This is a genomic window from Streptomyces sp. NBC_01485, assembly GCF_036227125.1.
Classification (GTDB): domain Bacteria; phylum Actinomycetota; class Actinomycetes; order Streptomycetales; family Streptomycetaceae; genus Streptomyces.
In genome coordinates, this window is record NZ_CP109435.1 from 119878 (window position 1) to 140615 (window position 20738).

A 20738-nucleotide genomic window follows, 5' to 3' on the forward strand; every position below is an offset into this window, starting at 1 on the left:
CGTCCCCGTCTCAGTGCCGGGCGCCCGCGCCGGTCGGCACGTCACGCAGGAAACTCAGCGCCAGGTCGCCCAGCCGGCCGCCCATCTTGAAGAGAGAGATGTGATCGCCGTGCGGCTCGACCTGGAGGGTCGCGTTCGTGAGCCGCCGTGCCACTTCGGCGGACCCCAGCGGGTTCGCCGTGGTGTCGTCCTCACTGGTGACCACCAGCGTCCGCTGCCGCACCCCGGCCAGCAGCGGGGTGACGTCGATGTCGGTGATCGCGCCGTTGAGCCGGCAGTACCGGTAGAACAGCTCCGCGGTCGCAAACGGGTAGAGGACCAGGTGAGCGAGGTCCGGCGGGGTGCTGCCGAGCATGGTCTGGAGAAAGACCTGGTGCACAGCGGCGGCCGACTCACGGCTCTCGGCCGCCATGGCCATCAGCGCCTGGATGTTGCGGTGGTGGTCCAGCTTCGGCGACGCGGCTCCCAGTTCGTAGGCGCCGTGCCAGAGGCTGAGCGAACCGATCCGCTCCGGCCGCCGGCCGGCCGCGTGCAGGCCGACCACGCTGCCGCCGCAGAAACCGAGTAGTTGGGCGCTGGGCAGCCCCAGGTGGTCCATCACGGCGAAGACGTCATCGGACTGCGCCTGGGTGTCCCATCCGAGCCGGTCGAAGTCCCTCACCTCGCCGAACAGTCCGCGGGTCTCCCAGGTGACGGCGTAGTGTTCGCGGCCGAGCGACTGCAGCCAGGTGTCGCACAGTTCGGCGGGCATGCCGCACGCCGAGGCGAGCAGCACCGGCGGGGCGGCGGGGTCACCGGCGGTGTACACGGGCAGCCGGGCGCCGTCGGCGGCCACGGCGTCGGCGGGTGCCCGGAACCGGTCGAAGCTCCGTGCGGCGACGAGGTCCGCGATCCCGGCCGCCTCTGCCCGGTCTCCGGCTGCCAGTCCGGCCAGTTCCGGCCGGCCCAGCGCGGGTTCCAGCCGTTGCCCGATGACGTGCTCGAAGACACCGAGCCCTTCGTGCGGCGCCTGCGGAGCGGGGGACAGTGCGACCCGGAGCCGGCCGGACAGCAGGTCCAGGAGTTCGGCGGGGGTGAGCGGGTCCTCGGCGGCGGGCGGGGCGGCCGGTACGGGCACCCGGACCGGGCCGCCGAGACCGGCCGCCAGCGGGCGGACGCCACGCACCGCCTCGGCGAGCAGGGCCACGGCGGTGCGGACCTCGTGGTTCAGCATCGGCTCGGCGGGCCCTTCGGTCAGCGTGTCGTGAACGGGTGGTCGAGCGTGGTCCGGGTCACCAGGCGGTTGTGGTCGTAGCGGTTCTCGCCGGCGACCAGCACAGCGCCGTACCGTTCGAGCGATACGGTGCCGCCGTACTCCTCGATGGATTCGGTGTCGGGGTAGACGCGCACGCTGGTCGGCACGTACCGGCCGGCGAAACCGAGCCGCATGTCCTGGCTCTTGCCGGTGTGCGGCCAGGAGGCGTGCATCAGCGTCGACCAGAACATGATGGCCTCGCCCGGGCGCATCACCATGGACACGGCCTGGGACTCGTCCGGCTTCCAGTCCGGGTCCACCTGGAGGTCGCGGTAGTCGTAGCCGAAGAAGCCGCGCCGGACACCGCTCTTGTCGACGCGGTTGATGGTGTCCGGGCTGTAGTGCATCTTCTTGGTCTCGTCGTAGTTCATCCGCTGGTGGCTGCCGGGGATGAACTGGAGGCAGCCGGTGTCCTCGTTCGCCTCGGTGAAGGCGGTCCAGACGGTGATGGTGCCGCCGAAGTCCTTGTGGCCCTCGGGCCAGAGGATCTGGGGCTGTCCCGAGGCGTTGGCGAAGGTGTCGGCCTGGTGCCAGTCGGTGCCCTCGTCACCGGGGTACTTCGGGAAGAACTCGCTGCGCCAGCAGAGCAGATCGGGGCCGAGGGCGCCGCGCACCCGGTCGACGATCTCCGGCCGGCAGATGTGGTCGGCCAGGAAGGCGGAGTCCAGGTGGCGGTCGTAGTTGGAGATGTTGGTGTTGCCGGACTGCGCGGCCTCGTCCTGGTAGACGGCGTGGCTGCGGTCCATCAGGCGCAGTCGCTCCCGCTTCCACTGGAGCTGCATCTCCTCGATCTCGTACACCTTGAACGGGCCGAAGTAGCCCCGTTCCTGGAAGGTGCGGCGCTCCGCCGGGCTCAGTGCGAAGGAACCTGCGCTCTGCTGCTCGGGCACTGTCTTCTTCCTTTCGGCTCAGTTGTGGTCCCGCTGCGACCGCGCGTCCACGCAGGCGGCCAGGGAGCGGACGGTTGCCTCGTCCAGCTCCGCGCCGGTCAGCGCGACCCCGCAGAGCTGGTTGACCGAGGCGATGATGCGCATGAAGGCCAGGGAGGTGGCCCCGGAGTCGAAGAAGTCGTCGTCCGGTCCGATGGAGGGCCTGTCCAGCACCTCGCAGACGGTGGCGGCGACCTTCCGCTGCGTCTCGGTGAGCTCGTTCGGGTCCGCCTGCCGGGCCGCGGGAGCCTCGCGGTACGGCAGGCCGTCCAGCGCCGACCGGTCCGCCTTGCCCTGTGCGGTGAGCGGCACCTCGTCGATGAGCCGGTAGGCGGAGGGCCGCATGTGCTCGGGCAGCCGCGTGTTGACGGTCGCGGACACGTCCCCGACCAGCCGGCCGAGCTCCTCGTCGGTGATCCGCGCTCCCGCCGCCGGCACCAGATGGGCCGTCAGCCGTACGTCCCCGTCGCCGTGATCGTGTGGTGTGACGATGGCCGACGCGACGGCGGGATGGGTCGTGAGGTGCGCCTCGATCTCAGCCGGCTCGATCCGGAAGCCCCGGACCTTGAGCTGGTCGTCGGCGCGGCCCAGATAGTGGTACTCGCCCGATGCGGAGCGCACCGCCCGGTCGCCCGTGCGGTACATCCGCTCGGCCGCCGCTCCCTCGCCGACGGTCAGGAAGCGCTCGGCGGTGAGTTCGGGGCGGCGGTGGTAGCCGCGGGCCACGCCCGTCCCGCCCACGTAGAGCTCGCCGGGTGATCCGTCGGGCACCGGCTGCCCGGTCTCGTCCAGCAGCCGCAGGCTCACCTCGTCGAGGGGGACACCGATCGGGCTCACCGCGGGCTCGTCGAGGTCGCGCCGGGTGATGCGGCGCTGCGTCACATGGACCGTGGTCTCGGTGATGCCGTACATGTTGACCAGCTCGGGGCTCTCGTGCCCGTACCGGGCGAGCCACGGTTCGAGCACCTTGACGTCGAGCCGCTCGCCGCCGAGCACCACCAGCCGCAGGGCGAGGCCCCCCGCGGGACGGGCGAGGTCGGCGGCGACGAGCCGGTGGAAGGCGGAAGGGGTCTGGCTGAGGACGGTGACACCCTCCTCGGCCAGCAGCTCGCGCAGCAGCGCGGGCGAGCGGGCGACGTCCGACCCGACGACGACGAGCCGGCCGCCGTGCAGCAGCGCTCCCCAGATCTCCCAGACCGAGAAGTCGAAGCTGACCGAGTGGAACAGGGTCCACACGTCGTCCGGCGAGTACCGGACCAGGTCGGAGGTCTGTTCGAAGAGCCTTACGGCGTTGCGGTGTTCGACCAGCACGCCCTTGGGTGTACCGGTCGATCCCGAGGTGTGGATGATGTAGGCGAGGTCCTGCTCGGCGGCGGCCGATCCGGTCGGTTCCCCGGCGGGTGTCGCGGGTGCGGCCTCGGTGTCCTCGCCGATCAGGAGCACCTGGGCGTCGATTCCGGTCAGGCAGCCGGCCACCCGGGAGACGGTGACGATCGTGGACACCTGAGTGTCGTCCAGGAGAAGGGCGATCCGCTCCGTGGGGTACGCCGGGTCGGCGGGTACGTAGGCCGCGCCCGCCTTGAGGATGCCGAGGAGGCCTGTCACCAGCTCGACGCTGCGGTCCACGCAGAGCCCGACCAGCTTCCCGGGGCCTGCTCCGAGGGCGCGCAGCCGAGCGGCCACGGCGTCGGCCGCGGCGTCGAGTTCGCGGTAGGTGAGGCGGGTGCTGCCGTCGCTTACCGCGATCCGGTCACCGGAGCTCGCCGCCTGGTCTTCGAAGAGTGTGTGAAGGGTCTTGCCGGAGACGGACGACGTGCCGGAAGCCATGGAGGATCTCCCATCCGGGTACGGGGTCGTGGAGAGGCGGAGACGCCGTGCCGCGCCCCCTGGGGCGTAGGGCGGAACTCCGAGGACGGGACTCAGCCCTGGTCGGCCGGCTCGCCGGCCGGGGAGGCCTTCGTGGCGTACATGCCCCAGTGCTGGGGTGTGAGCGCCATGTCCTTGAGGCTGCCCTGGACGAACATCCGCTCCCAGCCGCCGCCGCCCTTCTCCTTGGGGATCCACTCCTTGGTGAAGGCCTCACGGGCCTTCGGGTCGGTCCTGGCCCGCAGCCCCATCAGGTTGTAGTAGGTGCTGACCTGCTTGAGGTGGATGAACCAGTGGATCCGGTCGGAGAGTCCGAACGCCTCCTCGTAGAGGAAGATCGTGGCCAGCCCGCCGAGGCTGGAGTTCCAGCTGTCGGTCAGCGCCCGGGCGAACTCGCGTCCCTCGGAACGGAACTCGTACTTCAGCTCGCCGGTCCGGTGCATGACGATGCCGCAGTTGGCGGAGTGCAGCACCTCGTCCGGCTTCTGCGAGGTCTGGTGCTGGGCCGTCGGGACTGCCAGCCACTCCATCCCGCCGTCGGGCGAGACCAGCGTCTCCGGCTCGCTGTCCGCGGTTCCGTACATCCCGAAACTCTGCGGGATGAGCACTGTTTCCTTCAGTCCGCCGTCGAGGAACATCCGGTCCCAGGAGCCGCCGCCGCGCTCCTGCGGGATGCGGTTGCGGAACATCACCTCGCGCCAGCCCTCGTCGGTGGAGCCCATCTGCACCAGGTGCTCGTAGGCCTCCAGGGAGCGCATGTGCAGCAGCCAGTGGAGGGTGTCCTTCGTTCCGAAGGTCTCCTCGTAGACGAAGGTGCTGGCGATGCCGACGTACTGCCGGTTGAGGTACTCGGACAGATCACGGGCGAACTGCCGGCCTTCGGAGCGGAATTCCGCCCGGAGTTGACCGGTCCGCTCGACGATCACACCTGAGTTCGCCGAGTTCAGGGTATCGGCGGCGGGCACCGAGGTCTGCAACTGCGCGACCGGAAGAACGAATTCAGAATTTGACGTTGCGGCCATCGGACGGGCTCCTCTACCGGGATGTGAAGTGTTCGCTTCCGCAGTGCAATTACCTCATCCCGGCAGTGGAGCGCGCCGCTCACTTTTGAGCAGGGGAACCGGTCGGAAGAATGCTCGCGAGACGGTCTCGCAGAACTTCGGCCGCACCGTTCATCAATGCCTCTGCAATGGCGTCCACATGACGATTCCGCCAGTCCTGCAGCGAGGTGTCGCGTACGAAACGATTGAATGCGCCCATGGCCGGTCCGGTGTGAATCTGGAAATTCGCCCGCTCGCCGTCGTCCCCGTCCATCGCCAGTCGTGTGCTGTGGACGAAATACCAGCGGAAGACCAACGCCATCAGGTGTTTGGGGTCGCTCTCGGCCCGCTTCACCTCCTCGGAGCGGCCGACCCGCAGGTAGTACTCGCGAGTCTCCTTCCACACCTGGTCGAAGCCCCGGCGGAAGTAGGTCTCCTCGATGGTGCGGCGCAGGCGGCCGTCGATCGCATCCAGGCTGTCGTACTGCCGGTAGGTCTGGTAGAGCTTGCTCGCCCGCGCGCAGAACAGTGAGCCCCTGCGCAGTACCTGTACCCGTGCGCCGATCTCGAACATGTCGCCCGCCGGGGCGTATCCGGTGTCCTGGACATCGGCCCCGGCGAGGAGTTCCTTGACCGCGTCGGAGGTTCCGGCCTCGGGGGAGCACTGGTTGACCGAGCCGGTGAGCACGAAGTCGGCGCCCAGGACGAAGGCGGCGGCCAGGCTCTCCGGCGATCCCAGCCCGCCGGCGGCGCCGACCCGGATGGCGGTGGTGTAGGCGTGCTCCCGCTGGTGGCGGTCCCGCAGCCGCGTCATGGCGGGCATCAAGGCGTAGGCGACGCCGGCATCGGTGTGGCCGCCGGAGTCCGCCTCGACGCAGATGTCCTCGCTGACGGGCAGCCGCAGTCCCAGCCGGGCTTCCGTCTCGGTCAGCGAGCCCTCGGCGACGAGCCTGCGCACCATGGACTCGGGGGCGGGTGCCATGAAGGCGCCGGCCACCTCCGGGCGCGAGACCTTGGCGACGACTCGCCGGAGGGCGGCCGGGCGGCCCTCCCGGTCCTCGTACGCCCCGCTCAGCCGGTAGTGGACCAGGGCCGGGGTGAGCTGCATGAAGCCGGCCGCCTCGACGAAGCGGATGTCGTGCCGCAGGTACAGCCGCACCGTGTCCGCCTCGATGGCGGGGTCGTGCATCGCGTGCAGCAGGTTCATCCCGAAGCGGCCCTCGGGGCCGAGTTCCTGACGGATCGTCCGTATGGCGCTCTCGACGCGGTCCAGCGAGAGGCCTCCCGCTCCGAAGAACCCCAGCAGGCCCGCGCGGGCCATCCGCACCACGAGAGCGGTCGAGGCGACGCCCTTGAACATCGACCCGGCGAGATAGGCGTAGCGGACGCCGTAGTCGGCGCGGAAGGCCGCCGAGCCCAGCCGCTCGGCGGCCTTCACCGGGGCCCCCGATCGGGGCGGGGCTGAAGGGGCGGCCGGGAGCGGTCGCACGGGCCGAGGGGGGATCGCCGCGACGGCCTCGGCAGCGGGCACCGCCGTCACGACCGCCGGAACAGGCGTGGCCGCCGGCTTCTCGGCGGCGGTCTTCACCGCCTCCTCCCAGAGTCCGGTCAGCACCCGGCCCGGCCCGAGCTCAGCGCTCTCACGGACACCCTGGCCGAGGAGGTAGTCCATGCTCTCCGACCACCGCACCGAACTGCGCACCTGCGCCGCCAGCAGCCGGCGCACCGTGCCCGCCCGGTACGGCATCGCGGTGACGTTCGCGATCACCGGCAGCCGGGGGTCGCGCAGTTCGAAGCCGGCCAGGAACTCCTCGAACTCCGCCGCCGCCTGCGCCATGTACCGGGAGTGGAAGGCGGTGCTGACCCGCAGCGGCACGCCTCGTCCCAGCTTCTCGGCCCTCAGCAGATCCGTCGCCCGCCGCACCGAGTCCAGCGGGCCCGACAGAACGATCTGACGGGCCGAGTTGAAGTTCGCGACGTCGACGTCGTCCAGTCCGTGCCCGGCGAGGAAGTCCGGCACCCGGTCCACACCGGGGCCGATCACCGCGGACATTCCGCCCCCGGCGGGTGCCTGGCTCATCAGTTCGCCGCGCCTGGCGACCAGCCGAAGTCCGGTCTCGAAGTCGAAGGCGCCCCCCGCCAGCAGGGCGTTGTACTCCCCCAGGCTGTGGCCCGCCAGGAAGTCCGGGACGCCGTCGCGCGCGGCCCGCTCCCGTCGGGTGAGCTCGTTGACGACGAACAGCGCGGGCTGCAGGAAGCGCGTGTCGGTCAGCCGGCCCTCGGGATCCTGCAGACACAGCTCGCGTACCGAGAAGCCCAGGATGGCGTCGGCGCTCGCGGCCGCCTCGGGAAAGCGGTCGAACAGCTCGCGTCCCATCCCCCGGCGCTGTGCGCCCTGTCCCGGAAAGAGCCAGACTCTCGGTCCCATCAGCTGCCGCCCTCCCAGGGGAATCGCTGCCGTTCGGCGAAGTCGGCGATCCGTCGGCCGACCCCGGCCGAGGACATCAGCCGGGCGAACTCGTCCACCGCCGTCTGCTCCTGTTCGGCCGACAGGATCCACATCTTCGCGAAGTACCGCTTGAGGTCGCCGATGGTCGGCCCGCTGAGCTTGGAGGCCCGGAAGGTCAGTTTGCGGATCGCCGGGCCGAGGTCGTCGGCCATCTGGTCGGCCAGCGAGCAGAGCACCGCCTGGTCGGCGGTCACGGGCTGTGTGCTCAGACTCATCGCGTACGCCTTCTGGAAACCGACCCGGCGAATCAGGAACGGTGTGACGCAGCAGGGCAGCAGACCCCACAGCGCCTCCGGAAGGCTGAAGGTGCTGGCGGGCGTCGCGAAGACGAAGTCGGCGGCGGCGGCCAGGCCGACACCGCCGCCCGCCACACGGCCGTCGACTTTGGCGACCACGACGCGCGGCGTCGTGGTGAAACGTTTTAGCAACTCGAGGAACTCGGCTCCGCCGCGGGCCGCGCCGTCCTGGTCGGGAACGCCCGCGGCGGCGGCTCCGAGCAGGTCCATGCCGGTGCAGAAGACGCCGTCACCGCCCTGCAGGACCACCACCCGGCAGTCCGTCGCGGCCTCTGCCTGGTCCAGGGCCTCGTGGAGTTCGCGGATCATCGTCGCGTCGATGCTGTTCTGCCGCTCCGGGCGGTTCAGGGAGATGTTCAGGGTGCCCGGCCCACTGGAGAGATCGATCGTCCGGTGCCCCATGGTCAGCTCCAGCGGTAGCGGCGGTGGTAGTTGACGACCCGGTCGAGCACCAGCAGCCCGCGGCCCGCGAGGGCCTGCTCGTAGACGTCCTGGTAGGGACCCACGTCCACCTCGCTGTCGGCGGCCCCGCCGGCGTGCGCGCCGTGCCGTCCCAGGCGGTCGTAGTCGCCCATGGTGAGCCGGTGGCGGTTGTCCAGCCTTTCGCCGATCTTGAAATCCGCGAGCCGGGCGGGGGCTTCGGGGCCGACGACGCCGCTGTAGAACTCGGACGCGCACCCGGATCCGTACGAGAAGAGACCGATCCGGCGGGGCTCGGTGAAGTCGCCGTGCTCCACCAGGGAACACAGGGCCATGAAGAGTCCGGCGGCGTAGGTGTTGCCGATCCGCGCGGTGTAGCCGAGCGAGCCGGCGACTCGCGCCCCGAAGTCCGCCTCGATTCCCGCGGGTGCCATCCGCTTGGCCTTGCGCAGCAGTTGACGGTGCGCGCCCTTGACCATGCCGCCGAACGGGCTGTGGAAGACCAGGTGGTCGAAGGTGTCCACGATGTCTGCGCCCGGCACGGTGGCCCGGTAGTCCGCGAAGCTGCGGTCCAGGCACTCCAGGTAGGCCAGCAGGGAGAGGTCGGAGTCGCCCGCCGCCAGGTCCGCGCTCGGGCGGCAGGTGTCCATCACCTCGTAGCTGTACAGGCCTGCGGCGCCGGGGTCGAGCTCCAGCACGTCCGGCCGGTCCCCGACCAGCAGCGCCACCGCGCCCGCACCGTGGGACGGCTCCCAGTACGGCATTGCGGTGACTGATCCGCCGGCGTCGGCGGCGACGACCAGGGCGCGGGCGCCGGGGCGCGGACTCTGGGCGAGCAGTCCGAGCGCGGTGCGCAACGCGGCGGTGCCGCCGTAACACGCGTGCTTGACCTCGAAGGAGCGGCAGCGGCGGCCCAGTCCCAGATAGTGGTGCACATAGGTGCTGAGGGGCTTGCCGAAGTCCAGGCCGGACTCGGTGCCGACGATCACCGCCTCGATGCTGTCGCGGTCCTCCTCGCAGAGCGAGTCGACGAGCGGTTTCGCGGCGTTCACCGCGTTGGTCACCGGGTCCTCGCACGGGAGGTTGACCGACTTCTCCGCCATCATCAGGTTGCCGAACCTGGCGAGGTCCAGACCGCGGACCTCGAACAGCTCCCGCACATCCAGTACGGCCCGCCCGACGTAGGCGTTGGCGGTCTCGACTCCGAGGGTCATCCTCAGCTCCGGCCGCCGTGCAGCGGCGCCCAGAGGGTGTCGGTCATCGAGCCGTCGAGCACCGTGTCGTGCCAGCTTCCGCCGCCCTTGGCCGCGGAAACGACGGGCGACGTCAGCAGCTCGCGCATCTTCGGATCGGTCTCAGGCAGGGCCGTCAGCTCGTGGTACGCGTCCATCGAGGACAGGTGGATGAGCAGGTGCAACCGGTCCTGCTGCCCCCACATCTCCTCGTACAGGAAAGCCGTCGCCCGTCCGGCCATGGCCTCGCAGACATGACCGGCCCAGTCGAACCAGAACTTGCGGGCCTCCTCTCGCACGGCGTACCTCACCTGGAGCCGGCGGTGCACCGTCAGCGCGGAGTTGACGGAGTGCAGCAGTCTGTCCGGGTCGAGGCGGGACTGGTACCGGGCGGGGGGCTGGAAGGTGTCGAGCGGTTCCTCATCGGCTTCGTCGTGGTGGCCGAGGCCGTGCTGGGGACAGATGACGGTCTCGGACATGCTGCCCTCGACGAACATCCGCTCCCAGTTGCCACCGCCCTTGGTGGGCAGCCGGTCACCGGTGGAGACCTCCTCCCATTTCTTGGAGTGGTCGACCATGTCGAGCATGCGCTGATAATCGTTCGGCTGCTTCAGGTGGAGCAGCCAGTGCAAGCGGTTCTGGGTGCCGAACAGTTCTTCGAACGCGAAGATGGAGGCGTATCCGACCTGAGCCTTGTCGATGAGATCGACCAGGTCGGCGGAGAAGGCCAGGCCCTCCTCCCGGAATTCGTTTCTGAGCTGTCCGACCCGGTGGACCAGGAATCCCGCGTTCGCCGAATTGAGGAGCTCGTCCATCGGCACTGATGTCTGCCGGGACGCCGGAGGGAATCGGAGCGGAGTGCTGATCAAATCCTGTGCGGCCGTCAATTGTCCGCCTCCTTCTACTGAGAGGTCCGGTCCGTACTGGCCATGGGCGATGCGGCCCACCGTACGAGCCCGCCAAGGACGGTGCTGCTCAATTCTGCGCAGGGTCGCGGGATGTCGCCGGACTGTCCGACCAGGCCGACAACTCCACTTCGCGCAGGCGTTCTTCGGAGCGGTGCTCCACCTTGGCCATGGCCCAGCGCAGCACCGGCGGCGCCATCACGGAGGTCAGCACGGCGGTCAGGATGACGACGGAGTACATCTCCTCTCCGATCACCCCGATGCGCAGTCCCACGGTGGCCACCACGACCTCCACCGCGCCCCGCGCGTTCAAGCCCGCGCCGAGTGCCAGCCCCTCCGCGCGCGTGAGCCCGCCCAGCCTGGCGCCGAGGTACGCACCGGCGAACTTGCCGCTGATGGCCAGCACGATCACGATGGCGCCGGCCGTCAGCGTGCCCGGGTCCCGGAGAGTCCTCAGGTCCATGTGCAGACCGGCGCCCGCGAGGAAGATCGGCGCGAAGACCGCCAGCGTGACGCTCCGCAACGGCGCGAGGCGGGCGGCGAGTTCCGGGGACGGCGAGCTGAGCAGGCAGCCGGCCACGAAGGCGCCCAGCGCCGCCTCCAGGCCGAGGGCCTGGGTGACCGCGGCGGAGCCGAGGATCGTTATCACCATCAGCCCGATGGCCGGTGCCGAACCCTCCGCCCGCTGCGCCCGTCGCAGCCCGGCCCGCGCCACCGGCCTGAGCAGCCACGCGGCCAGCAGGAACAGCGCGAGATGGGCGATGCTCTCCGCGAGGTCCCCGGCGGCGAACCCGCTGACCGTCATCGCCGAGACCACCGAGAGCAGCAGCCAGGCCACCACGTCCTGTCCCGCCGCGGCGACCAGTGTCAGCTGACCGATGTCCCGGTGCAGCATCTTCAGGTCCGTCAGCGTCTTGGCGATCACCGGGATCGCGCTGACGCCCATCACCACGCCGAGCAGCAGCGCGAACGAGGGGCGGCTCGCATGCGGGCCCATCATCGCGGCGGGCAGCATGAGCCCCGCGGCGACGCCGAGCCCGAGCGGCAGCAGCAGCGCGCAGCCGCTGACCGACAGCACGGTGCGCGGCCGGCGGCGCAGCATCCGCAGATCGAGATGGGCGCCCGACACACCGACGAACAGCAGGACACCCACCAGGCTGAGCGCGTCCATGAGTTGGGGCTGCACACCGTGCTCCGGCCACAGCCGGCCGGACAGGCCCGGGGCCGTCCAGCCCAGTACGGACGGGCCGAGCAGCACCCCGGTCAGCAGTTCACCGACGACGGCCGGCATACCGAACCGGGAGGCGGCCCTTCCCAGGGCGAGCGCGAACAGGAGGAGCACGGTCACCTGGATCAGGAAAACCAGGGACTGATGAGAACTGAGCGACATGTTGCCCTTTCCACCCGGCCGCGGCCTTTCGTCAAGGCTCGGGCGGACAACTGCCGCCGCGCCGCTCAGGATTGAGCATCGGGCACGTACGGGGGCGTCGTCGACGACAGAGGGTCCCCGCAGTCGACGTAGTCCGCCAGCCGCGCACTGTCGACGATCAGCGACGTCTGGGTGATGCGGACGAGGCCGGCCTCACGGAAGCGCTTGAGGAAGAACCCGACGCGCGACCGGGTGGTGCCGATCATGTCGGCCAACTCCTCCTGGGTTATACGGGCGTTGATCAGCACCAAGCGTCCATGCCGCGTTCCCAGCTGTCCGGCGAGGTACAGCAGCCGCGCGGCGAGGCGGCGCTCGCTCCCCATCGTCGCCATGTCGGCGATGATGTTCTGCTGGTCCTGGACCCGCTCACCGAGGTGGCGGACGAACGCGGGCAGCAGGTTCTCCGCGGTGAGCGCCGCCAGAAACCGCTCCCCGGACGCCTGGCGAAGGGTGCAGCGTGTCATGGCCGCCGCGGACTCACGCCGCTCCTGCCCCAGGAGCCCCAACTCGCCGATCACTTCTCCGGCGGTGTAGATGGAAAGCAGACATCGTTTGCCGCTCTCGGTGGTGACGAATGTCTTGACCTGTCCGCTCTCGATCACGTACACCTGACCGTTCTTGGAACCGGACGTGTAGACGTGATCGCGGCGCGGAACGGTCACGGTGGTGGCGTCGTTCAGCTGTGTCAGGCAGAGAGTGCGCAGTCGTTTCCTGAAACGCATCGCGTCTTCGGACGAACGGGCCGCGGGACGGCCGGCGGTGACGGTCCAGTCGGATGAGTGGTAGAGGGTCGCCCTCATTGTCAACCTCAACCCTTCGTGGGGGCCGGTTCGATCCGTCGCGGACACCGCGTCGACCGGACCGGAACGGCAGGGTGGGCAGGCGGAGACTGCTGTCCGCTGAATCACAGCACCGTCCCCCTGGCGCAAGACCTGCGTGGACGATACCGGAGCCTAAGGGGCGATCCGCCGCGCGCCAAGGTCTCCGCACGGGGGACCCTCCAGCGCCCGGCCCCGCCGCGGCGGGACACCGGAACTCCCGCCCACCTCGGGTTCCTTCGCACAGGCGCCACGCAGACGCACGCCCGGCGGGCCGATCGCCGCGGTTCTGCGCCCGGGTGCTCAATCCGGAGCAGAGCAGCCGCCCATCACGGTTCTAGCATCGGCGTCACACCACGAGATTGACTCATTCATCCTCAGGTGACCTGGTAAGCCAGGGAAACGGAGCATGTCCGTGAGCGACCGGTCCCCGCAAGCCGATGCCCAGGAACCCCCGATCCTGCCTACGGGCCCGCGGGTCGACCCGTACGAGATGTACGCCAAGATGCGCGCGGACGGCGTGGTGCAGCTCATCCGCGAGCCCAACGGCCTCCACCGGCAGATCGTCCTGCGCTACGAGGAGGCCAAGGCCGTGATGGCGGACCCGCGCTTCGCCAAGGATCCGGGCCTCGCCTGGGACCAGTTGCGCGAAGCGGGGTACGTCAAGGGCGAGCGCGACAACCGCGAGGCCTGTCTCCAACACCTGGTCAACACCGACCCGCCGGACCACACCCGGTTGCGTCGGCTGATCAGCAAGGCGTTCACCAAGCGGCGCATGGAGGAGACGCGGCCCCGCACGCAGGAGATCGCGGCTGAACTCCTCGACCGGATGGACCCGTCGGGGACCGTCGATCTCGTGGAGGACTACGCCCACCCGCTGGCGACCACGGTCATCTGCGAGATTCTCGGGGTGCCCGACAACGACCGAGGGCCAGGTCGGCGTCTCCGCGCTGCTGCGCCGCTTCCCCGAGGCCTCACTCGGCTGCTCGCCCGACGAGCTGCGCCGGCGCCCCACCCGCATCATGCGGGGCCTTGTCGAACTGCCCGTCCGCCTGGGACCGCACAAGCAGTAGGGGACAGGGGTCGAGTGGACCGCCGTCCGCGCATGTCCAGAACCCGGCAGGCCCATGTGTGGACCTGCCGGGTTCCGAGGTCCCCCGAGGGGGGAGACGACCAGGCCGCCCGGTGGCTGCCGTTGCTCTCGGTGAGCGAGCGGGACCGAATGGACCGCTTCCGCCACGCCGCGGACCGCGACCTCTATGCCACCGCGCACGGCCTGCTGCGTACCGCGCTGAGCCGGGCCGCACCCGGGGTCGATCCCACCGAGTGGCAGTTCCGCACCGGGCCGCAGGGCCGCCCGGAACTGGCGGGCGAGGCGGCCGGCACGGGGCTGCGGTTCAATCTCTCGCACACCGCGGGACTGGCCGCCTGTGTGGTGACCCGGGGGCCGGACTGCGGGATCGACGTCGAGGCACTCGGGCGTCGCAGCGCGGACCACCGGTCGGTGCGCACGGTCCTGGCCCCGTCCGAAGCGGCGGCGCTGCTCGCACTGCCGGAGCCGTCGCGCGCCGCGGGGTTCCTGCGCTACTGGACTCTCAAAGAGGCGTACGCCAAGGCCATCGGCCTCGGCCTGTCCGTTCCCTTCGACCAGTGCTGTTTCTCGTTCACCGGGGCCCCCGGGAGCAGCGGCCCGGGCGCGGACACCGGGGCCATCTCGCTGTCCCACGACCACGCCGGGCGTTGGCAGTTCCGGCAGTGGCTGCCCGGCCCGGAACATCTGCTGGCGCTCGCTCTGCGCCGGGGTGCCGGCGCCGACCTGACGGTGGTCGGCCACGGTGTGGACGCCGGCCTGCCGTCGGACCCCCGCCGGTCCCTGTCCCCGCCCGCTCGCGCCGCAAGGCCGGTCAGTCCGTCGCCAGGTAACGGACAAGACGTGGTTCGTTGACGGTGAGATGGGCGCTGCCGCCGCAGGCGATCAGCCCCTCGCGCCGGAAGTTCTTGAGGAAGAAACCGACGCGCGAGCGCGTGGTGCCCACCATCTCCGAGAGATCCTCGTGAGTGATGCGCCTGTCGATCCTCAGCTCGACGCCCTGTCGCTTACCCACCTTCCATGCGAGCTCAAGGAGAGCGGCGGCCAGACGCCTCTCACTCGTCATGGTCACCCTGTTGGCGATCACCCGCTGCTGATCCGACAGCAGGGACAACAGATGGAGGGCGAAGTCCTCCGCGAAGTGCTCCCTCTGCAGCGCGGCGGCCAGCCTTGACGCCGGAACCCGGCGAAGCACCGTCGGCTTCATCGCCGTCGCCGTCTCCATACGGGTTCCTGAGAGGATCGCCAGCTCTCCGAAGAACTCCCCTTCGACCATCACCGAAAGCAGACATCGCTTTCCATCGGGTGAGTCGGAGACGAGTTTAATCTGCCCCTCCTCGATCAGATAAAGATTTCCGTCCTGCTGCCCACTCGAGTAGGCGCTGGCTCCCCGGGCGAGGTACATCACAGACGCGCTGCTGCCATCTCGGAGCACGGCGCTTCGCAGAATCTCCGTGAACGGTATGCGCTCGACCACACCCATAAAGAATTTCCCCCCGGCCTAGCTGTCACTCAATGTTCGGCAGATCGACGCATTCCTCTTCAGGAAAGAGACTTCGAAGGAGACCCGGCCTGCGCACTCGCCCCATCAGGCCCATCAGGCCCATCAACAACTCCAGTAGTACCTCCGGCCAAGCCGAAACGGGCCGCCGGACGGGTGGAGGCGGTTACGACGGAAGCGCACCACGGCATAACGGGAGCCACCGGACGGAGCCCCTGCCCGCTCACCTCGCCGACCTGCGGGCGAGCACCCCCCGTGGGCCCGCTGCCGCCGTAGATGAAATGTCCACGCCCCGCACCCTGCGGGCATCATGGAACGGAGAACAGGCCCGCACACAAAGCTCCCCCTTATCACCCGGAGCGCCCTTCACCGAGCAGCTCCCGATGGTGCCCCCAATCACCCGAGAGGATGAACCGCTGCATCCCCTCGTTCTCTACACCCTACGACCGCGTTCGATTACTTCAGAGGCCACGTTCAGCCAATGCGTCTAGAAGTGCACCAGGCCGGACGGTCTACGATCGAATCAGGACAGAATAGAACACGATCGGCGCCACTTCCCCACCGTACGAGTTTTAAACCTTGGATGACCCACGTCATCCGACCCCGAATTTCAGCCAACCAGTGCGCGGGTTCTCGCAGAGCACTTGATGAGTGACCGGAATTCCGCATGAGCACGCCAAACGGAGATCCCATGGCAGGAATTGGGCCGCCTTGACTCAAGTACGGTTGACCTTTTGCCGACTTTTTATGTCCGAGTTAAGCACACCATTGATCGATTGTTGACCTCGATTCGTCAGCAGGATTCGGCGGCTGACCTGTTCGGCAGTCCGCCCGTAATGTCCTCGGGCCGCTCGAGGCGGGCCGTCGCGTGACGCCGCGGGTGCACCGGGTTCCACGGGCCCGGAGTGGGATCCTCCCGGCTCATCCACCTCAGTCCCGCCGAGATCCGACGCCTGATCACCCGCCTCACCGACCGCCGCCCCACCCCGGTCGACGACATTCTGCACTGGTCACGCCGGCGACGACGACGTCAGCACCGAGCCCGCACCAGCCACTGCAAACGACGCGGACACAGTCCCTGAAAACTGCCCGCAATCAGGACAAGCACCGTTGCGGTACCAGCCGGCGGACCGGGGCCGGCCGCACCGCACTCCTGCCGGTCGTTTCACCGTTGTGCCGCAGCCGCCGTCATTGAGTACTCACTGCGACGTTCCGCGCCGCGTCAGTCGGCCGCCGGGAGGCGAAGCGTGGCGACGGCCCCGCCGTCGGGCGCGTTGGCGAAGGACAGCGACGCCCCGATGACCTGGGCCTGGCCGAGCGCGATGGTCAACCCGAGGCCGTGACCCCGGCCGCGTTCCGACGCCCCGGTGCGGAACCGTTGGGGTCCGTCGGCGAGCAGTTCGCGGGAGAAGCCCGGGCCGTGGTCCCGTACGGTCACGCAGGTCCCCGCCACCTCGACCTCGACGGGGGCGCGACCATGCCGGTGGGCGTTGACGACCAGGTTGGCGACGATCCTGTCGAGCCGGCGCGGGTCGGTCTCGGCGGACAGGGCGCCGGCCGTGGTGAGCTGTGTCTGCAGCCCGGTGCGGGCCAGCGACTCCCCGACCGCCTCGGCGAGCGGAACGGGCCCGACGTCGGCCCGCTCGGCGCCCGCGTCGAGCCGGGAGATCTCCAGCAGGTTCTCCACCAGCGTCCGCAGCACGCCCACCCGGTCCCTGACGAGATCCGTGGCCTCCCCCTCGGGGAGCAGCCCGCTCGCGATGACCAGACCCATCAGCGGGGTGCGCAATTCGTGAGCGACGTCGGCGGTGAAGCGCTGCTCGGCCAGCAGCCGCCCGAGCAGGCTGTCGGCCATGGAATCGACGGTGGCAGATATCTCGGCGATCTCGTCGCTGCCGCGGCCGGCCGCGGTCCTGGCAGCCAGGTCACCGGCCGCGATCCGGTGCGCGGTCCGCGCCACCCGCCGCAGCCTGCGGTTGGGCAGTTCCGCGGCGAGCGCTGACAGCGGTACGACGACGGCCAGCGCGACCAGGGAGTACTTCCACATGTGCCGGTCCAGGGCGCGCCGGGTGAGCAGGTCGGACGTCATGTCGACTTCCACCGCGACGGGGCTGCCTCGGTACGTCTGCGCCGCCCACATCGAGGGGTGGTCCCCGGGGCCGTCACCGTCGTACCAGGTGGCATACCCGTCCCTCAGACCCTGCGGGTCCCCGAGCCGGCGCAGCAGCTCGTCGGGCATGGCCCCGGGCGGCATCCGAAGCGCGTCGGGCGGGGCGCCGTCCCGCTCGTAGTCCTGCACGTCTTGGGACAGCTGCGTCACGGCCTTGGACCTGCCGTCGTTCAGCGACCGGGCCAGGGTGCTGAGGTGGACCAGAATCCCGACGGTCAGCGCGATGGCGCAGCAGGCCACGGCGACAAGCACAGCGATCTTCCAGCGCAGCGAACGCCAGTTCAGCAGGTCGCGCAGGGTGTCCACGTCAGCGCCGCAACTTGTAGCCGAACCCGCGGGCGGTCTGAATCCGCTCGGCTCCGATCTTCTTCCGCAGCCGGTGGACGCACAGGTCGACCACGCGGCTGTCGCCGTCCCAGCCGTAGTCCCACACGTTGCGCAGCAGCATCTGCCGGTCCAGAACGACGCCGGGGTTCGCGGCCAGTTCCAGCAGGAGCCGCAGCTCGGTGGGGGCCAGCGCAACCGGTTCGCCCGCCCTGAACACCTCGAGACCGACGATGTCGATGGTCAGGTCGCCGAAGACCAGCGGGGCATGTTCGTCCGGGCGGCCGGAATCCTCCTGCCGCGCTGCACCGCCCACCGGTTCGGTCGGGGGGTAGTGCAGCGCGGCAGGGTTGAAGGTCGCCCGCCGCAGCAGCGAGCGGATCCGGGCCACCAGCACCGCGGTGTCGACGGGTTTGACCACGTAGTCGTCGGCACCCGCCTCCAGGGCGGAGACCACGTACAGGGCGTCGCCGCGCGCGGACATCATCAGGATCGGGTCCATGCTGGTCTCCCTGACCCGGCGGCACAGCCCGATGCCGTCGAGGGCAGGCAGCATCACGTCCAGCAGCAGCAGGTCGTGGCGGCCTTCCCGGAACAGCTCGAGTCCGGTCAGGCCGTCGCCGGCGGAGGTGACACGGTAGCCGTAGCGCTCCAGCGCCATGGTGACCGATCTGCGGATCACCTCGTCGTCCTCGACGAGCAGGATCGCCACGGGCGCCAGGGCGTTTCCACCGGCCACTGGAACCGACATCTCTCCCCATCGCACATAGGTAGTGAAGGACCATCATGCGACAGGGGATACCGCCCTGCCGAATCCTGTCTCCACCGCGCCTGCACCAGGGCTGAGTTCGCCGGTGATGTCGACCGGGTCAGGGTTTGTAGGTCTGGGAGCCGCCCTGCCGGCCCTGGTCACTGGGGCGGCCGTCGCGGTGGCCGGAACGCGGCGTGGCACCGGTGAGGGTGCAGCCCCGGTGGGACAGGTCCAGTCTTGATCCCTTGGCCAGGCAGTCCGTGATCATGTAAACCTGCTGGCCATAGCCACGGCCCTTCTCGGAGGTTACTTCCCCGTTCGGGCCCACTTCGCAGGGGTTGTTGTCGGTGCACTGCTCGCCGGCATCGTTGTGGGTGTTGTGGATTCCCACGACCGTGGTGCCGTCGGGGGCCAACAGCGCCGAGCCGGAGTCGCCGTGCCAGGGGGTGCAGTCTTCGGTGGTGGTGTAGCGGATCGAGTTGTTCAGCTGGTAACCGCCCTCCCGCAGGTGTGGGACCACGGCCTCGGCGGTGCAGTTGTAGCGGATGCCGGTGGATGCCACGGTCAGTGGGTCGCCTGCGCGCACGGGGGTGGAGGTGAGCTGGAAGATTTTCGCGCCTTCGGCCTTCAACTGCGCGTAGGTCTTGTCCAGGCGGTAGAGCGCGATGTCGGTGCCGGTCATCGTCGCGTACACCAGCCGTTTCGCACGGGCGGTGGTCTGGGGGTAGCCCTGACGGTCGGCGACAGGCACCTCGCGGTCGGCCTGCTGGTCCAGCAGCGCGGTTCCGGGCGCGGGCCACTGCCCTTGCACGCAGTGGCCGTTGGTCAGCAACAGCGCCGGGTCCTGCGGCCGGGAGGCGGGGGTACGGACCACTGAGCCCACGCAGTTGCTCAGGTCCGCCGCACCTTCCACGTCCGGGATCTGGTCATCGGGGGGCACGTTGGTGCCGGTGATGATGCCGTTGATCCAGTCGGCGTGCCTGGTGACATCGGTGTACAGCGTCTTGCCGCTTTCGTCGGGGCCGCTGACCACACCAGCCACCGCCCACTGACCGCCCTCGCGGACCAGCGCAGGACCCCCGGAGTCCATGTTCGACGCGGCGACGCTGCCGTCGGCGCTACCGATGCACAACTCTCCGCTGGGCTCGGCTGACGGACACGTCGAGACCGGCTGCGCCACGGTGTCAGCCTCCCGCAGCCGCGTGGGGGAACACGCCTGATTGGTGCTGTCGTCGCAGGTCATGCCCCAGCCGATGATGCGGACGGGAGTGTTGTCCGGCGGAGTGGTCGAGGCGATCCGCACGGGCTTGGCCCGAACCGGGGTCCGCAGGTGCATCAACGCCATGTCCCGGCCCCAGAAACCCCCCTCGTCTCGACTGGTCGCCAGCCGGTAGTAATGGTCGACCTCGGCGACCTCGCCTCCGGACGTGGTGTCCAGTGACCCGACCCGGACCTTCCAGCCGCGCGGGACACCCGCCTTCGCGCCGGTCGGGTTCCTGCCGGCGCAGTGGCTGGCGGTCAGAACCCATTGCGGCGCAAGGACCTCCACCCCACAGCCGTGTTTGTCCGGGCGTGGCGGCGCGGGATAGGACGGCTGAAAAGAGCCCATGAACGAGTACGCATGGGTGGACTCGGTGCCACCCACGATGGCCTGCGCCGGTAAGGCGGCCATCAGGGTCGCGGTCACCGCGACCCCCGTCGTCAGGACGGCGGCCGCCCTTCGGCCTATCGACGTGCGCATGAGTGACTCCCCTTTCGTCGGCCGCCGGCCATCGCTCCGGCGGGCTGGTACGGGGGAACAGCAGTCGGCCGTCCCGTCCGGCCTCGATCCTGGACCCAGCGGTCTACCGGCGGGTCTCCCCCGCGTATCAGGCGCCGCACGGCAACCGCTCAGTTGTGTATCAGCGCGTCCAACAGGTCGGATGATGCCGTGGACATGCACGGGACGCGGTCCGCGGCCGTTCTCGAAGTGCGCGTCGAAGTGCGCGTCGAAGTGCGGGAGCCCGCGGCTGTTCATGAACGGAGTGCCGGCTGCCAGGTCCCTCTCTCCGGTCGGCCTTCGATGCGTGCCGGAATGAAACGGCGGCAAGGCGGCCCAGGAGACCGGGCCGAGGCACCGCTTCCGGCTCCGGGACAGGACTTCGGACCCAAGGTGCGGTCGGAG

At 69.7% G+C, this 20738-nt stretch carries 15 protein-coding genes; 1 reads left to right on the forward strand and 14 read right to left on the reverse strand.

The genetic code is table 11. The features are described 5' to 3' along the window. Positions 1-10: 10 nt before the first annotated feature. From OG352_RS00395 to OG352_RS00440, 10 genes are all read right to left on the reverse strand, one after another. Positions 11-1213: an alpha/beta fold hydrolase gene (locus OG352_RS00395; RefSeq protein WP_329213076.1), complete on the reverse strand. Its 1203-nt coding sequence runs from the start codon at positions 1211-1213 to the stop codon at positions 11-13. Positions 1214-1233: 20 nt separating this feature from the next. Then, a complete protein-coding gene (locus OG352_RS00400; RefSeq protein ID WP_329213077.1) occupies positions 1234-2184 on the reverse strand; it encodes a chlorinating enzyme in 951 nt (316 codons plus the stop codon). 18 nt (positions 2185-2202) lie between these two features. Continuing rightward, positions 2203-4050: an amino acid adenylation domain-containing protein gene (locus OG352_RS00405; protein ID WP_329213079.1), complete on the reverse strand. Its 1848-nt coding sequence runs from the start codon at positions 4048-4050 to the stop codon at positions 2203-2205. Between the two features lie 92 nt (positions 4051-4142). Further along, on the reverse strand, positions 4143-5111 hold the full coding sequence (locus OG352_RS00410; RefSeq protein ID WP_329213081.1) for a DUF6039 family protein: 969 nt from the start codon (positions 5109-5111) through the stop codon (positions 4143-4145). A gap of 79 nt (positions 5112-5190) precedes the next feature. After that, entirely contained in the window at positions 5191-7557 is a 2367-nt protein-coding gene (fabD, locus tag OG352_RS00415; RefSeq protein WP_329213082.1) for an ACP S-malonyltransferase, read from the reverse strand. Next, complete coding sequence (locus OG352_RS00420; protein ID WP_329213084.1) at positions 7557-8336, reverse strand: enoyl-CoA hydratase-related protein; 780 nt, start codon at positions 8334-8336, stop codon at positions 7557-7559. Before OG352_RS00420 ends, fabD begins: the two co-directional genes overlap by 1 nt. A 2-nt stretch (positions 8337-8338) precedes the next feature. Further along, positions 8339-9568 (reverse strand): hydroxymethylglutaryl-CoA synthase family protein, encoded by a 1230-nt coding sequence (locus OG352_RS00425; RefSeq protein WP_329213086.1) that lies wholly within the window; start codon positions 9566-9568, stop codon positions 8339-8341. A gap of 2 nt (positions 9569-9570) precedes the next feature. Further along, the gene (locus OG352_RS00430) at positions 9571-10533 is read right to left on the reverse strand and encodes a DUF6039 family protein (RefSeq protein ID WP_329213088.1); all 963 of its coding nucleotides are present in this window, start codon (positions 10531-10533) and stop codon (positions 9571-9573) included. A 28-nt stretch (positions 10534-10561) separates the two neighbouring features. Then, complete coding sequence (locus tag OG352_RS00435; RefSeq protein ID WP_329213090.1) at positions 10562-11839, reverse strand: cation:proton antiporter; 1278 nt, start codon at positions 11837-11839, stop codon at positions 10562-10564. Between the two features lie 107 nt (positions 11840-11946). After that, on the reverse strand, positions 11947-12720 hold the full coding sequence (locus OG352_RS00440) for a Crp/Fnr family transcriptional regulator (RefSeq protein ID WP_329213092.1): 774 nt from the start codon (positions 12718-12720) through the stop codon (positions 11947-11949). A gap of 433 nt (positions 12721-13153) precedes the next feature. Between OG352_RS00440 and OG352_RS00445 the strand changes: the two genes are divergently transcribed. Continuing rightward, the gene (locus tag OG352_RS00445) at positions 13154-14683 is read left to right on the forward strand and encodes a 4'-phosphopantetheinyl transferase superfamily protein (protein WP_329213094.1); all 1530 of its coding nucleotides are present in this window, start codon (positions 13154-13156) and stop codon (positions 14681-14683) included. On the opposite strand, the gene OG352_RS00450 is transcribed toward OG352_RS00445, so the two are convergent. From OG352_RS00450 to OG352_RS00465, 4 genes are all read right to left on the reverse strand, one after another. Further along, on the reverse strand, positions 14643-15311 hold the full coding sequence (locus OG352_RS00450) for a Crp/Fnr family transcriptional regulator (RefSeq protein ID WP_329213096.1): 669 nt from the start codon (positions 15309-15311) through the stop codon (positions 14643-14645). The genes OG352_RS00445 and OG352_RS00450 overlap by 41 nt on opposite strands. Positions 15312-16551: 1240 nt before the next feature. Further along, complete coding sequence (locus OG352_RS00455) at positions 16552-17805, reverse strand: HAMP domain-containing sensor histidine kinase (RefSeq protein ID WP_329213098.1); 1254 nt, start codon at positions 17803-17805, stop codon at positions 16552-16554. Between the two features lies 1 nt (position 17806). Beyond that, positions 17807-18574, reverse strand: coding sequence for a two-component system response regulator CseB (cseB, locus tag OG352_RS00460; protein ID WP_329213099.1), 768 nt, complete (start codon positions 18572-18574; stop codon positions 17807-17809). A 118-nt stretch (positions 18575-18692) separates the two neighbouring features. Then, the gene (locus OG352_RS00465) at positions 18693-20315 is read right to left on the reverse strand and encodes a trypsin-like serine protease (RefSeq protein WP_329213102.1); all 1623 of its coding nucleotides are present in this window, start codon (positions 20313-20315) and stop codon (positions 18693-18695) included. Between the last annotated feature and the right edge of the window lie 423 nt (positions 20316-20738).

What these genes read in the sequence shown, in the direction of transcription:
- OG352_RS00395 (WP_329213076.1), bottom strand. Translation starts at nt 1,213, where the DNA reads ATGCTGAACCACGAGGTCCGCACCGCCGTGGCCCTGCTCGCCGAGGCG.
- OG352_RS00405 (WP_329213079.1), bottom strand. Translation starts at nt 4,050, where the DNA reads ATGGCTTCCGGCACGTCGTCCGTCTCCGGCAAGACCCTTCACACACTC.
- OG352_RS00410 (WP_329213081.1), bottom strand. Translation starts at nt 5,111, where the DNA reads ATGGCCGCAACGTCAAATTCTGAATTCGTTCTTCCGGTCGCGCAGTTG.
- fabD (WP_329213082.1), bottom strand. Translation starts at nt 7,557, where the DNA reads ATGGGACCGAGAGTCTGGCTCTTTCCGGGACAGGGCGCACAGCGCCGG.
- OG352_RS00420 (WP_329213084.1), bottom strand. Translation starts at nt 8,336, where the DNA reads ATGGGGCACCGGACGATCGATCTCTCCAGTGGGCCGGGCACCCTGAAC.
- OG352_RS00425 (WP_329213086.1), bottom strand. Translation starts at nt 9,568, where the DNA reads ATGACCCTCGGAGTCGAGACCGCCAACGCCTACGTCGGGCGGGCCGTA.
- OG352_RS00440 (WP_329213092.1), bottom strand. Translation starts at nt 12,720, where the DNA reads ATGAGGGCGACCCTCTACCACTCATCCGACTGGACCGTCACCGCCGGC.
- OG352_RS00450 (WP_329213096.1), bottom strand. Translation starts at nt 15,311, where the DNA reads ATGGGTGTGGTCGAGCGCATACCGTTCACGGAGATTCTGCGAAGCGCC.
- cseB (WP_329213099.1), bottom strand. Translation starts at nt 18,574, where the DNA reads ATGTCGGTTCCAGTGGCCGGTGGAAACGCCCTGGCGCCCGTGGCGATC.
- OG352_RS00465 (WP_329213102.1), bottom strand. Translation starts at nt 20,315, where the DNA reads ATGCGCACGTCGATAGGCCGAAGGGCGGCCGCCGTCCTGACGACGGGG.